The sequence below is a fragment of the Chitinophaga sp. HK235 genome, assembly GCF_018255755.1.
Taxonomy (GTDB): domain Bacteria; phylum Bacteroidota; class Bacteroidia; order Chitinophagales; family Chitinophagaceae; genus Chitinophaga.
Genome location: NZ_CP073766.1, coordinates 6,634,860 through 6,648,916, shown reverse-complemented (window position 1 = coordinate 6,648,916; position 14,057 = coordinate 6,634,860). Strand labels below are relative to the sequence as shown.

The following is a 14,057-nucleotide window of genomic DNA, read 5'->3' as shown; positions in this document are numbered from 1 at the left end:
CTTTGGTCTTTTTCCTGTTATACGAGGTGCCGGCTCCATCAGTAAGGCATTCCCATAAAGTTAGCGGCTGACTACCAGCAGCCAGCCGCCAATAGCCAGCTGCTAGAATTCAAATCCCAGTATTGTAAAAATAGGAGGATGTTCCAATCCTATAGGGTCATCATCTCCTGTATCAGGAAACGACATTTTTATAGTTTTTCCGGAAGCATCCTGTTCCTTAATATTTTCGTGGTTACAAGGTACCAGCATTACAGTGGGATCACCTTTTTTAAATCCGCCATCGTTTTCCGGATGAGCGCCCATTACCACCATCAGATATTCAGCATCTTTAGCCATATTTATCAGCTGCTGCAAATCGAACAGAAATGCATTTTGTTGTCCCTGTACATAATGCTCGTGGGTGGCGCTCAATTGCATTGCGGCATTCAGTGTGGCTGGACGTAGCTGGTCTGCAATCATGGTACGTGTTTCCAGGATGTCTGCGGCCTGGTTGGTTGTAATAGGTTGGGTGGTTGAAAATGCAGTTATTTCCATAAATAATTTTTAGGAACCATAGCAATATTGCTAATTGGAATATCCCCGGGAAACATGCGGTATTTCTGCAGTAAAATTTGGGATTAACGGAAGTAATTGGTTCCTATATCAGTAGTATTTTTTATAGTTTTTATGTAGATAAAATTGATATTGTCTACTATTGATACTACGATACTTTATCCATGTACAGGATCATCTGTCAAAAAAAGAAGGTTGCAGTGAAATTGTCCAACTGGAGGGTGCTACTATTGAAATCAATGTTTTATTAGCTATTTTTCAGGTTTTTTGCTCACCTGGCTAACATCTGCAGGACAGTGTAATTATTAGCCAATATCTAACCGTATGGAACGTCTACTGGCGCAACTAACAAAAATCCATCATATAGGAGAAAAGGCACGTAATGATTTACGTGCCTGCATTAAGCAAACGATATTACCAAAGAATGAAATGCTGATTACAGAAGGAAGGGTATGCAGACATCTTTACTTTGTGGAAGCAGGTAGTTTACGTGGCTTTTATCATCAGGATGGAAAGGAAATAACGCACTGGTTTAGTTTTGAAAATGACTTTGTCACTTCTTTTCATAGTTTCATAACCGGGCAACCAGCGGTAGAGAATATACAGCCAATGAACGGAGCTATCCTATGGGCTATTTCAAAGGAATCGCTCACCAGTCTGATGGACGAACACCATGAGCTGGAGCGCCTGGTACGTTTGGCGTATGAGCGCTATTATATACGGCTGGAAGAACGTTTTGTAAACGCACATTTCAAAACGGCCGCCGAACGCTATGAGCAGTTACTGGAGCAGTCTCCGCATATCATTGAGAAGGTTCCGCTGGGATATATTGCCTCCTATTTGGGGATTTCACAGGAAACACTTAGCCGTGTCCGTAGCCGGTTTTAACAATTACAAACCTGATTTTTGACTATTGTCAAAAGTTTTGCCATTAGCTGCTGATAGCTTTGCTGCATAAATTTACCTCTATGGAACAAAGAAATCAGCAACAACCATCTGCCGCCTTCGTAGGTGCTTCCTGGCTAGCCTTAATTGTGGGCCTGGCATCTTTTATCATTGGTTTGTCGAATGTGGAGATGGCACTGAACGAAAAGGGATATTATTTCACGGTATTGATGTTTGGACTTTTTGCTGCGGTATCTGTACAAAAATCTGTAAGAGATCAGTTGGAGAACATACCAGTTACGAACATTTACTATGGCTTGTCCTGGTTTTCCACATTACTGTCGATCGTATTGTTAACTGTGGGTTTATGGAATGCCAGTATTACGAAGAGCGAAAAAGGGTTTTATGCAATTTCTTATACTTTAAGTCTGTTTGCTGTTATTGCTGTACAGAAGAATACACGTGATGCCCGCCAAAGGCAAAACGATTCAACCCCAAGCGAGTAGTCAGCCTTTCATTCTGATTGTTAAACCCTACGCATAATTGAGTAGGAGGTGTAGGATTAATTCCTACACCGTCCCCTCCAGCCACCGTACGTACGGTCCCGTATACGGCGGCCCATCAGAATAATACAGTTGGAAGGGTACTTAACTCAGCAAGGGGTAAGTACCCTTCCCGTTTTAGTAAGGATTTGTTCAGAGCGCGTTGTAATATGGGACTTCCGCTTATTCGCCACGACCCTTTTCTTGTGTTACCCCATTGATATGCCTGCCAGTTGGGCGTCCCCAACTTTATAAGCATTGCCACTTTCGTCCTCGGTAACCTCCATTGCTTCCAGTGACATTGCCTGATCCGCCGCTGAACCCATTGATCTAGTTCTTTGAACAGGCTCTTTGCTTCGTTCAGTTTAAAGTAGTTTGACCAACCCCGGTTTAATTGCCTCAACAGCTCATAACGCTTGTACATGGCGTATGGCTTGCTTCGAGAGGTAATTTCACGGACTTTGGACTTGTACCTTGCTATGCTACTCCGGGCAATCGTCAGTCCCTTTTCTCCCTTCTTGTGGTAGAAGCTATAGCCTAGTGTCTTTCCCTTCCAGGGCCGTGTTACTGTGCTCTTACTCCGGTTCACTTCCAGTTTCAGCTCCTTCTCAATGTACATACTTACGCTATCCAGAACCCGCGCAGCGCTCCGTTTGCTCCGCAGGAACACGCACACATCATCGGCGTATCTTACAAAACGGTGACCTCGCATTTCCAGCTCTTTATCCAGTTTGTCCAACAGTACGTTGGACAGTATCGGGCTTAGAGGGCCTCCCTGCGGAGTTCCTTCTCTGTTTACCGTTGCTATCCCATCCATCATAACTCCTGCTTTCAGGTAACTATGGATCAGACGTAACACACGCCTGTCCTTTATTCGCTGACCCAGCAGATTCATCAGATAGCTGTGGTTCACACGGTCAAAGAACTTTGCCATGTCAATGTCTACTACATGACTGTAGCCTGCATTTACGTAGTCCCGCGCTTTTAATAATGCCTGATGCGCGTTTCGTTTTGCCCTGAACCCATAGCTGTTTTCGCTGAACGTTTCATCATAGATAATTGTCAGTTGCTGTGCTATAGCCTGTTGTATTAACCTGTCCAGTAAGGTGGGGATGCCCAATGTCCTTGTTCCACCTGATGGCTTAGGTATATCAACTCTCCTTACTGCAGATGGTTGATAGTTTCCTTCCTCTATCCTTGCTTTCACCGAAGGCCAGACCTTTTGTAAATGGGATTTAAATCCTTCGATCCCGATCCCGTCTACTCCGCCACTGCCCTTATTCGCCATTACCCGTTCATAGGCACGGCGGACATTACGGTTATCAAGTATGCGTTCCAGTAACTCCATTTAACATCTGCATTTTTTTTTCCTGTCCTGTCCGCCTTGTTTCTTTCTTTCCGTCAAAGTGTAACTCAGCGCTTATTAATACCTTCAGGCTTCCAGCCCTATACTCTTAATATAGCCTTACCTAATGAGTAAGTTTTCTGCTTTCATGGCAACACTCCCAGTTCCAGATTTACTCCAAAGCTCCTGATGTCTGGCCCTTTCCTGTTTAGGCGACAGGTACTACGACCAGAGCTGACTTCTGTAAAACCTGCAATGGCATCTCTGCCATCCATTGCCCCTTAGTGGATACGCGTCTCCTTAAGGCAGCAGTTGCACAGATCTCCCCGGGTAAGAACGCAAACTTTCTCTCCATATGCCTGTCAGATTTACAGCTAAATGTCTCCGATAGTATAGGGCTTTGTTTTGTGTAGCAAACTCGCCCAACATTTAACTGCCTCTCATCTGCTTCCTGTTCGTCAGGCCGGAGATTTACCTTAGGCTTCCTTCAGATTCCTTCTCACGAAGGACACCCTTGCCATCAGTTAACGCTTCCTACTATCAAGGCGCGTTCGGGACTTCCACCCTAGAGTTTGCGCCCGTGCCGGGCGCACTACGTAAAAAGCCTTCAGGTAAAACCTGAAGGCTTTTTATTTTTATCATTTCCGGTACTACTCACTTACAATACCACCACTCCTCCTGCCGGAACAATCCTTAACTTCTTCTTATACGATGTAGTATCCAATGTTTGCTGTAGCCTGGCAATAGGCTCTATGTACATGGAGAAAGTAGAATGATGTACCGGTGCAATCAGATCAGGATGCAGTGTTTCTATTATCTTCAAACAATCCTGGGAATTTAATCCGCGACGTCCAATGTGGCCATCAGAGCCCACGGCGCCCATATCAGGGATAAACAGATTGATCTTTCCATAGCGGGTATATTGCTGCATATCATCAAACCAAACCGTATCCCCAGTCCAATATATCCGATATACCTTGTGGTTTACAGTATACTCGATGATGTAACCATTTCCTTTTCCCAACTCTGTTTTTAATGGATCGTCTTTGGCATGCATCGCTTCTACGGCTATGATGCGCAGGGTTTCATTTCCTTTTTTAAATTCGGTCGTATCACCCCAGTTGAGCCCTCTGAGATGCGTAAAGCCCCAGCCTTGTAAAGTGGATGTATTGGCACCCGGAACGACCACGTTCAGTTGTTTATTGAGGGCATTTCTGGCCTGCTGGTCAAAATGATCTGCGTGTGGGTGGCTTACCAGAAGGATGTCTATATTGGCAGTATCAAATGTCGCCGGTGCAATATAGCGCTGAATATATGCATTGGCCATTCCGGTAGAAGGATGTTTTTTGATCATAAACGCCGAATCACCCTTCGGGCTAAACATAGGATCTGTCAATATTTTGAAGTTCCCCAGCTGTAATACGTAAGTAGGTCCGCCTATCCATTGAAATGTTTTTCTGTGCTGGGCTGTAGCTGATCCTGCGAGTAGGATGCCAAGGATAAACAGGTGAATTTTTAAGGATTTCATTGTATTATTCTTTTATTCTTCTGTTGATTTTGATTGAACAAAGTTATTGAACAGAAGAATAACAGAACATGGATAATAAAGGATATTACATGGACAAATCCGTTAGGGGATACGGAGTAGGTTAAAGCTGTTTTCCCTGCCGGAAAACCAGCTGCTGGTCCAACAGGATATTACCCAGTTCTTCCCAACCTGTCACCGGTGCTTCCACACCCAACCTATTGGCAATGAGTGTATAAATATGGCTCCTGGTCTTGCCTTCTTTCCTGAGATAACGTACAGAAGTAGCACCTTCCGACTTTGAAAGTTTTTTTTCGGGGCCGTCCATCAGCAGTGTATGATGAAAAAAAGTAGCGTCACCAAAGCGGTGGATGCCCACCAGCCTGGCCAGATGCAGCTGGGCCAGCGTAGAAGCCCAGAGGTCTTCCCCTCTTACAATCAGATCCACCTTAAAATAATCATCGTCCACTAAGGAAGTCAGTTGATAGGCCGCATGGCCATCTTTTTTCCGCACCACAAAATATTCCTGGTCGGAAGGCAGGGTGGCAGCCAGTACGCCACCATAAGTCTTCAGGGACAATGGCTGATGATCATCTGTATATACCCGCCAGCATACATCCTGGCTATCCCAGGGTAAGGTCTTTATCTGACAGCCTCCGTTATATGCCGCACTCTTTGCCTGCAGACCAGACCGGGTGCAGTTGCACGCAAAGAGCCTGCCCTGCTCTTTCAATGATTCCAATGCCTGCCGGTATACTTCCACACGATGCAGCTGTGAATAATCCCGAACAAACTCCTGAGCATTACGAGGGCCTTCCTGCCAGGGTATTTCCAGATAATCCAGCGTGTCAAAAATATCCTGTACATATTCAGTACGAACCCTTGGCTGGTCCAGATCATCGATCCGAAGTAGTATCCGTGCCTCATGACGACGGGCCAGTGTGGCTGTGAGCACAAAAGAAAGCACATTCCCCAGATGCAGATAACCGCTGGGAGTAGGCGCAATACGGGTTCTATGATATTTCTGATACATCCGTTATGGCTTATGCGTTACTACAAAAATACCCTTGCCGGTGAAAAAACAACATTATCAGAAAAAAAATGTCGATACTCTTGGAAATTAGAGAAGTAAATCTTTATCTTTGCGCTCCCTTAAGGGAAAAGGATTGGTAGTTCAGTTGGTTAGAATGCCGCCCTGTCACGGCGGAGGTCGCGGGTTCGAGTCCCGTCCAGTCCGCGAGGATCACCAGAAACCCGTCTCGGCTAAGCCGAGACGGGTTTTTCTTTTATAGTCGATTTCAGTTTAATTTTCCCCGGTCAGTTTATATTGCTTTATTCATCTATCATTCCTAATTATCTTATCTATTTTCTACTGTGGCCTAATCCACAGGTAACCAGAATCAGCAGCAATATCATACTTATATATTTCACGACTCAATATATCGACAGATATAACTTCAGCAGTTGTGAATACTGTACCCTCTCCGTTATCGATGTCTGCACCTAATCGTACACTAACATAGCCACTGGTATCTGTTTTTTCATACCCGTCGTACATAAATACAATAGAGCTGTCCTTAACAAATAACTTCACCATTTCGTTTGTTGACAGCTGAATATAACTGCGAATGGTATCACCCAACCAGGGAAACTGATTATTTATCTTAAAAAAGGTGCTATCAGTAGCATAAACTGGATATTGCACGGCAGTTTTATCTGCAAGGGAGTCCGACACTGCTGGGGCTACGATTGTATCTGATTTACTATTGGTTACATTACTACTATGACAAAATGCAAACAAAGAAATTGAAAACAAAAAGAAAACTTGTTTCATAGAAATGGGATATAGGCATTCTTAAAAAAAATCGAAATGTAACATGGCACTATCAGTTCTATTACTGATCAAATACCTTTTTGTAATTATCACGTTATGAATGAAGGCTATCTTAACCCCAATTAAACCAAATACTATAAGATAAATATAAAATTATATCCTTTATTATAAAAGCACTGATTCTCATTAAATCAGATACAAAAAGATTCGAACGTTGTCCCCTCCACCCGCAAAAGCCTCTCAAGTCGTACTTGAGAGGCTTTTTTGTTTGTAACCTAAATTCATTGTTTGTTATGGTATACTATGTTTATATCCTCCAAAGCCTGGTGGATGGCTCCTTCTATAAAGGATTTACCCAAGACTATCACGAAAGGCTCAGACAACATAGTGCAGGAGATACTAAATCCACTGCTAATAAAAGACCCTGGAAATTAATCTACGTGGAACAGTTCTATTCTAAGAGAGAAGCGCTAATAAGAGAGAAAAAAGCGTTACTTGACCTCATTGTGGATATAATTGTTAAAGCTACATTGAAAGAATATTATGAAACTAATAATTGCTTAGAAAACGAGCAAGAATAGGATTATTATATATACGCCCAAATGAAGATCGGCAGGCAGTAGTTTATTGCATCTGAAACTTACCATCATTACCGCCATGAAGGCCTGTTAAAAGTCTTCGCGGAATGATCCTCGAAAATTAAGAATCAGGCTATCTTGTTGATTCCTTTGAGAATAGCCTTTTATCGCCTGCTCATCCGTACTGACTCTTATGTAGAGCTTAGCTGTTTGCATATTAGTACAATCGTTTTAGAAAAAGGAACAAATTCCTGTATAGTGTATTGTCTCAAAGCCCAAAAACGATAATAGGTCTATTTTTTATAGGAATAGTTAAAATAAATTTGCGCAAGTCAAACCTTGCGTATATATTTGCAAGAAATCACTTGCGCAACATGGCACCAACAAGAGACATCTTTCAGGCAATAGCAGATCCAACCCGCAGACAAATTATTGGTATGTTGGCTCGGAAATCACTCAATGTTAATGCTATTGCCAAGGAGTTTGATATTACCCGTCAAGCAGTTTCATTGCATGTACAATTTCTTAACGATTGTGGTCTTATTGTAATCAAACAACAAGGTAGGGAAAGATATTGCGAAGCCAAACTCGAAAGATTAAAGGAAGTAACAGACTGGGTAGATCAATATCGAAACTATTGGGACAATAAATTTGACTCATTGCAAGATTATCTGGCTAAAATTCAAAACAAGAAAAAATAGAGAGATGGAGAAATACAATACATTCAAACAGGAAGGGAACAGTCTTATACATACGAGAATTCTCGATGCTCCAAGGGATTTGGTTTGGGAAGTATGGACCACCCCGGAGCATATAAAAGAATGGTGGGGGCCAGATGGTTTTTCGCTGACTATAAAATCAATGAATGTAGCATCTGGCAAAACCTGGGATTCTATTATGCATGGTTGGGGACAGGATTGGGATAGCAAAGTTGAGTATTTGGAAGTAGAAAAACCTTCCCTTTTATCTTATAAACATTTTGGCGAAAGCGAAGATTATAACTTTACGGTTTCAATTTCATTTGCTGAGGTTGAAGGAAAAACATTACTGACAATGAAGTCAATATTTAAGTCAAAAGAAATTATTGAAGAACTGAATAGACGGGTAAATGCCATTGAAGGCGGCAAGCAGACTTTAAATCGACTTGAAAACTATATTAAAATATTAGAAAGTAACAAACCATAAATAATAATAAAAAAAGAAAATATGAGAAAAATAATTTCATTTATGCACATATCGCTTGACGGTTTTGTAGCAGGACCGAACGGAGAGATGAACTGGATCAAACTTGGTGAAGAAATTTTTGATCATGTCGGTAAGCGGATCGGCGAAACCGATACAGCATTATACGGACGAGTAACTTACCAGATGATGGAAAATTACTGGTCTACCGCAGGAGACAAGCCGGATGCGACCAACCACGACATTAAACATTCAAAGTGGTATAACAAAGTTCACAAAGTTGTTTTATCGAAAACAATGAAAGACGCGGGTTTGACTGATACAACAATTATTAGCGACAACCTTTCAGATAAAATAAACGAAATAAAACAACAGGCAGGTGGAGAAGTCTTGCTTTTTGGTAGCCCGACAGCCACACATTCACTTATTCAACAGAACTTAATTGATGGCTATTGGCTATTTGTTAATCCAATTATTCTTGGACGAGGCATTCCATTGTTTGTAGACATCAAAGACAAAATAAAACTAAACCTATTGACTACCAGACAATTTACTAGTGGGGTAACTGAACTGAATTACACAGTGGACAGACAATAACAACGAACCGCTAACAGGATATTATTTGTTATACCAATGATTGAAAGTTCCCTTAACAAATCATCAATAGATTAATGATCCGGACTGATATATAAAAGCTAACGGTCGGCAAATTCAAATCCACTATGTGAAAAATGTAACAATCACTCTGTTATTTATAGCACAGACTTTTTCTGTAAAATCGCAGTCCGTCCTGGATTCCGTAAGGCGACTAAATTCAAATGAATTCAGAAATGACATTGCTATACGCGAGTTAATTGACAGTTTTGCATATTACGCGGACAGGACTAAAGCTCAACGGCAGGCAGCTCTTTTTGTTGAAAATGGTACGTTGGAAATTTATCGGTCAGAGCCCGATACAAGTAAGCCTATTGTCGTATTAAAAGGGCGCAAAGAATTAGAAGAAGCGTTCAAGGGCCTAGAAAAATACAATATGACGTTTCACCTTAACGGGCAGAACTCGATCAAATTCGGGGATGATACAACTGGGATTGTCCAATGTCTTGCCCATCATATTTTTTTTGAAGATGGAAAAAGAATATTACTAACCGAAGCTATTCGCTATTATGATACTTATACCCGTCAAAATAATCAATGGCTATTTGTAAAAAGAAAACTAATTATTGATTGGGAAGACAAAAGATTGTCAACACCGTAAATCCCTATTTAGATGAGATGTGATGAGTGTTTTCGGCCTCTAAGCACAGAAGAGGATGACATTCATTACACATTGTCTTATCTATTATTTGAGCGGGCAAATGCTCTTGATCAGAATTTTTGGATGGTGTAGTAAATGTGGGACTGTGTATTTTGCTTTCTACGATTATTGCAGGAAAATATTTATCACGGCATCGGAAGTCCTTTTGGGATCATTTATAATCAATAACATAATTCTATTACTTACTCTTAGAACGTATACACCAAAAGTAAGCTAGCCTGGGCAACCCACATTTTTGATACACTACCCAATAAGTGCATTCTACTTTGTAACAAGCAAGAGTTTTAAACTTGGTGATATAAAGCGGAAAGCAATTGTCTATTACGGGCAACCGGATAATCTGTCGATAAAAGGTGGTATTGAAAATACTGGAATGGACCTTTATTAGAGATACATTCTATGATGGGAAATCTGATTTAAAAGGAAGGCCATTGGCAAAAGAAAGTTTTGGGTACCATGTTATCATGTATTTCAGAAATGGAAGACTAATTGGGCAAATTTTGCACAACGATATTCCCTGAGTCCTCAATATTCAAATCGCTTCCAATTTTTACCAAATCTCACCTAGCATGTCTAAAAGAAAAGAAGAACTGACAGATGGGCAATGTGTAATTCTAAGTCCACTTATTCCATCGCCGCAGCATTCACTCTATATAGAATACCAGGAACCACGTCCAGCGCCATGTTGTTGCAGGTGCTTAGCAGAGACGAGACTTTCCAGGTGTTTTTTTATAGTATTCCTATTGGCTTTTGTTAAAACAACTATTTCACTGATTGTTACACGGCCTCTAGATTTTGCCAGTTCAAGTATTTCTATAGATAATTCTGGTAACTGCCCTAAAAGAAGCTTTTCCCGTTCAATTTTAATTTCCAATCGGGTTTTCTGCTGCTGAAGGACGCGTAAAAAAATAATATCCAGGGCATCCAGTCTGGATTTTCAGTTTTTAATGAGCCTTGTGTTCTTCTTAAAGCAAGGTAATATCCCTCTTTACTTTGCTCAATAACGGCTTCCAGAGAACTATATGGCACGTATGCATACCCTGCTCGTAGTAGAAGAACTGTTGTTAGAATGCGCGACAACCGGCCATTACCATCCTGAAATGGATGGATAGCAAGAAAAACCACAATAAAAATACATATTATTAAAAGCGGATGAAGTACTTTCGTTTCAATAGCATTAACAGTCCAGCTAACAAGTTCCTGCATGCGTAATTGTGTATCAAAAGGGCTGGCGGTCTCGAATACAATACCAAGGCTTTTACCATCCTGATCAAAAGCTTCAACGTGATTTGGTGATTTTTTGTAATTCCCCCGATGCCAATTGTCTTTGGAACTATGCTTTAATAATTCCCGGTGAAGTTGCTGAATGTAGCCTTCAGTTAACGGGATGTATATGTAATTCTCAAAAATAAGGTTCATTACATCTGCATATCCGGCAACTTCTTCTTCATCGCGAGATGTAAACTGCTTTATAGCTAAGTTCCCAAGCAATTTTTCTACTTGTTGGTCGGTTAATTTCGCTCCAGTTGCCCTAAGGCACGCCATGCACCTTTAAATTCGTCAATTTCTGAAATCAGGGATAACACCTCCGGGGCTCATAAAATTACCCAATTATACCCAATTTAATTTTGTATTAAGCTTCGCAACTTAAAATATGGAGTCTTCAGAAAATATTTTTATAAGCTCAATCCTAAGCTATTTATTACAAGTGTTTTTAATATATAGCTAGCCTCATAAATTGGTGGATTTTCTCAAAATCAGTGGCAAACAGGTTCGAACATTGTCCCCTCCACCCCGCAAAAGAAGCCTTCAAATTTTAAGATTTGAAGGCTTCTTTGTTTTTACTCAGTAGTATTCTACAGCTACTCTTCTACCACTTCACCACTCCTCCTACCGGAACAATCTTTAATTTCTTCCCATACTGTGTAGTATCCAGTGTCTGCTGCGGCCTTGCAATAGGATTTCATTTTATTGTTTTTTTATTCTTTTGGAGATGTCTTACTGAATAGGTACTGCTAATGGAAAATCTACAGGGATATCTGTTAATGCATAAACGTAGTTAGTAAATACTCTTACTGTTATCAGGCCTACCAGCTCCATCATGGCCGCTTCATTAAAGCCTGCCTCAAAGAAGGCTGATATCAGTCCCTGTTCTGCTTTCCCTTTATTTTTTACTATGGATATGGCCAATTGAAGAATGGCATTCAATTTAGAGTCATCAACTACTCCTCTCCTGATCTGCAAAGTTTCTTCCCTGGTAAAACCATTTTTAATAGCCAGGAGTGTATGTGCAGAAAGACAATAATCACATTTGTTCAGCTCCGATACAATCAGCGCGATGGCTTCTCTTTCTTTTGGGGTAAATGCCCCATCGTTTAATGTGCTTTCAAATTCCAGGAAGCCTTTCAATGCATTCGCCGAATAGCCTATAGTAGCGTATAGGTTAGGAACTTTTCCCAGGCGGTGCTGTAACTGATCAAATATTACCTGTGCTTCGGTGCTTACCTGTCCTTTACCGGGAACTTTTATATTGCTCATATGCTTTGTTTTTGTTGTTATAGTACCACAAAGCTATAGCATAGCAGGTAAGGAGAACATGGACTATAAATGTTATTACATGGACAAATCCGTTATAATGCCATCGAAAAGACAGATTAAAATAATCTCCCGGCACGCCCTTCTCGTCCATCTTCGATATCCAGTAGCCCAGATCGTGTACGGCCTCCCTTGTCTTGTTTCCGTTTTTTATAGTTTCGGGTCAGTATGAAGCCGTGCCGGGAGTAGGCTATGCATCGAAGAGGTATTCGGAGTGCTTTCTTCCGCAGGGCTTTTCCAGAGGACGATCCTTTTAATAGACTCTAAGAATTTGACCAGTAATATTTTCGTTTATTGTTTTTTCGTAAGCATCAGCTAATTGATTCATTGAAACTGCTTTTAATTCCGGAAATAAATGTCCAAAATCCGCCACAGAGTCTTCAACCATACTGGGGCTTACTACATTTATCCTTAGTCCTTTTGGCAATTCTATTGATGCTGACAATACAAAACTATGTAAACCGCCACTTATTATAGCCCCACCGGTTACTCCTTTATATGGAATGTCGGCAAATATTCCAGAAGTTAAAGTAAAGCAACCATTGTTATTTAAATAATTCTGACCGATTAGGACTAAATTCATCTGACCAAATAGTTTCCCTTTAAAATCTTCTAAAAGCTGTTTCTCCGTAAGAGTTGAAAAATTATCTAAAGGGCCGGAAGCCGCAATGCAAATACAAGCATCAACATTCTTTACTTGTTTGAACATTTCTTTAATTGATTCTTCGGAAGATATATCCACCCTGACTTCACCACTGTTTCTTCCTGCTGTTATTATCTCGTGTTGTGTAGCTAATTGTGGTGTAAGTTTTTTACCAATTGTTCCATTGGCGCCAATAATCAATATTTTCATACAACATTTATTATTTATTAGTTATTTCTCTGGGTTATTACTAACAGCCAAAATCCATTTGTTGAGCAACCTTTTTTCGTTTAATAATCTACGATTATTTTCTGAATTGGCTTTAATTTGTATGCCTTATGGAAGAACCTGTCGGCTTCGCGTTGGTCTCGGGCGTGTAAAGGTCTCCAACCAATACTAATTCATCGCTGTTGAATTGAATTTTCTGTTTCATTTTTCTTTCTTTTTTGTGAAGATTGATGATACAAAATTGCAGCAACAAAAGAATGATACGATAACTCCTATCAACGCAAGAATGACAAAATTCAAAGATGTTGATTATAGCGGTATTGTTGTGGTGTAATGCCTGTATTTTTTTTGAAGAAGGAATTAAAGTGCGTAGGTTCAACAAAATGAAGCTTAAACGCTATTTCCTTTATGGACAAATTGGTTTGGATAAGTAAAGATTTTGCAGAAGCCATGAGTTGGTTTTGGATAATGCTTGAGGTTGTTTTACCTGTTATCCGCTTTACAACTGCATTTAAGTGATTAGGATGAACGTTTAATTTTCCTGCATAAAAAGATGCCTGACGAATTCCCGGGCTTGCCTCTTCATTGGTCGTTAGCGCTTCAATCAATGATTGAAAACGGGAAACCAACAATATGTCTGCTGTCTGGTTGTCTTGCCGGGCATCGTTTGCTAACGTTGATTTTATCCTCAAACTTTCGGATGTCAAAAAATGAATGTTTAGGCGATAAAAAGCCGGAACTGGGTAGCCCGACTAAGCGAATGAACATCTTATAGTGTCACAATAGATAAAGGAATACGTTCTGGCAACTACTTTATCTATTTTGGGCTTTTC

The 14,057-nt window shown here is 40.6% G+C and carries 16 protein-coding genes and 1 tRNA gene; 8 read left to right on the top strand and 9 right to left on the bottom strand.

Annotated elements, in window-relative coordinates; translation table 11 throughout:
* Positions 1–102: 102 nt before the first annotated feature.
* The gene (locus KD145_RS25335) at positions 103–534 is read right to left on the bottom strand and encodes a hypothetical protein (protein WP_212002623.1); all 432 of its coding nucleotides are present in this window, start codon (positions 532–534) and stop codon (positions 103–105) included.
* A gap of 342 nt (positions 535–876) precedes the next feature.
* On the opposite strand from KD145_RS25335, the gene KD145_RS25330 reads away from it, so the two are divergent.
* Together KD145_RS25330 and yiaA are read left to right on the top strand one after the other, a co-directional pair.
* On the top strand, positions 877–1,440 hold the full coding sequence (locus KD145_RS25330; protein ID WP_212002622.1) for a Crp/Fnr family transcriptional regulator: 564 nt from the start codon (positions 877–879) through the stop codon (positions 1,438–1,440).
* Positions 1,441–1,520: 80 nt separating this feature from the next.
* Positions 1,521–1,943 (top strand): inner membrane protein YiaA, encoded by a 423-nt coding sequence (gene yiaA, locus KD145_RS25325; RefSeq protein WP_212002621.1) that lies wholly within the window; start codon positions 1,521–1,523, stop codon positions 1,941–1,943.
* A gap of 115 nt (positions 1,944–2,058) precedes the next feature.
* On the opposite strand, the gene ltrA is transcribed toward yiaA, so the two are convergent.
* From ltrA to KD145_RS25310, 3 genes are all read right to left on the bottom strand, one after another.
* Positions 2,059–3,327 carry a group II intron reverse transcriptase/maturase gene (gene ltrA, locus KD145_RS25320; protein ID WP_212001735.1) on the bottom strand — a complete coding sequence of 423 codons (1,269 nt, stop codon included), beginning with the start codon at positions 3,325–3,327 and terminating at the stop codon, positions 2,059–2,061.
* 655 nt (positions 3,328–3,982) lie between these two features.
* On the bottom strand, positions 3,983–4,852 hold the full coding sequence (locus KD145_RS25315) for an MBL fold metallo-hydrolase (RefSeq protein WP_212002620.1): 870 nt from the start codon (positions 4,850–4,852) through the stop codon (positions 3,983–3,985).
* A gap of 121 nt (positions 4,853–4,973) precedes the next feature.
* Complete coding sequence (locus KD145_RS25310) at positions 4,974–5,882, bottom strand: glutamate--tRNA ligase family protein (protein WP_212002619.1); 909 nt, start codon at positions 5,880–5,882, stop codon at positions 4,974–4,976.
* 130 nt (positions 5,883–6,012) lie between these two features.
* Between KD145_RS25310 and KD145_RS25305 the strand changes: the two genes are divergently transcribed.
* Positions 6,013–6,086: transfer RNA gene (locus KD145_RS25305), tRNA-Asp, on the top strand.
* A 132-nt stretch (positions 6,087–6,218) separates the two neighbouring features.
* Here KD145_RS25305 and KD145_RS25300 read toward each other — a convergent pair.
* Complete coding sequence (locus KD145_RS25300) at positions 6,219–6,683, bottom strand: hypothetical protein (protein WP_212002618.1); 465 nt, start codon at positions 6,681–6,683, stop codon at positions 6,219–6,221.
* Between the two features lie 293 nt (positions 6,684–6,976).
* On the opposite strand from KD145_RS25300, the gene KD145_RS25295 reads away from it, so the two are divergent.
* The 5 genes from KD145_RS25295 (at position 6,977) to KD145_RS25275 (ending at position 9,698) form a co-directional block, all read left to right on the top strand.
* The gene (locus KD145_RS25295) at positions 6,977–7,264 is read left to right on the top strand and encodes a GIY-YIG nuclease family protein (RefSeq protein ID WP_212002617.1); all 288 of its coding nucleotides are present in this window, start codon (positions 6,977–6,979) and stop codon (positions 7,262–7,264) included.
* Positions 7,265–7,635: 371 nt separating this feature from the next.
* Positions 7,636–7,962 (top strand): helix-turn-helix transcriptional regulator, encoded by a 327-nt coding sequence (locus KD145_RS25290; RefSeq protein WP_212002616.1) that lies wholly within the window; start codon positions 7,636–7,638, stop codon positions 7,960–7,962.
* Between the two features lie 4 nt (positions 7,963–7,966).
* Entirely contained in the window at positions 7,967–8,446 is a 480-nt protein-coding gene (locus KD145_RS25285; RefSeq protein ID WP_212002615.1) for an SRPBCC domain-containing protein, read from the top strand.
* Positions 8,447–8,467: 21 nt separating this feature from the next.
* On the top strand, positions 8,468–9,040 hold the full coding sequence (locus KD145_RS25280) for a dihydrofolate reductase family protein (protein ID WP_212002614.1): 573 nt from the start codon (positions 8,468–8,470) through the stop codon (positions 9,038–9,040).
* A 127-nt stretch (positions 9,041–9,167) separates the two neighbouring features.
* The gene (locus KD145_RS25275; protein WP_212002613.1) at positions 9,168–9,698 is read left to right on the top strand and encodes a nuclear transport factor 2 family protein; all 531 of its coding nucleotides are present in this window, start codon (positions 9,168–9,170) and stop codon (positions 9,696–9,698) included.
* Positions 9,699–10,595: 897 nt separating this feature from the next.
* On the opposite strand, the gene KD145_RS25270 is transcribed toward KD145_RS25275, so the two are convergent.
* The 4 genes from KD145_RS25270 to KD145_RS25255 form a co-directional block, all read right to left on the bottom strand.
* Positions 10,596–11,303 carry a Fic family protein gene (locus KD145_RS25270; protein ID WP_212002612.1) on the bottom strand — a complete coding sequence of 236 codons (708 nt, stop codon included), beginning with the start codon at positions 11,301–11,303 and terminating at the stop codon, positions 10,596–10,598.
* A 453-nt stretch (positions 11,304–11,756) separates the two neighbouring features.
* Positions 11,757–12,296, bottom strand: coding sequence for a carboxymuconolactone decarboxylase family protein (locus KD145_RS25265; protein WP_212002611.1), 540 nt, complete (start codon positions 12,294–12,296; stop codon positions 11,757–11,759).
* Between the two features lie 310 nt (positions 12,297–12,606).
* A complete protein-coding gene (locus KD145_RS25260; protein WP_212002610.1) occupies positions 12,607–13,206 on the bottom strand; it encodes a short chain dehydrogenase in 600 nt (199 codons plus the stop codon).
* A gap of 314 nt (positions 13,207–13,520) precedes the next feature.
* Positions 13,521–13,931 (bottom strand): AraC family transcriptional regulator, encoded by a 411-nt coding sequence (locus tag KD145_RS25255; RefSeq protein WP_212002609.1) that lies wholly within the window; start codon positions 13,929–13,931, stop codon positions 13,521–13,523.
* Between the last annotated feature and the right edge of the window lie 126 nt (positions 13,932–14,057).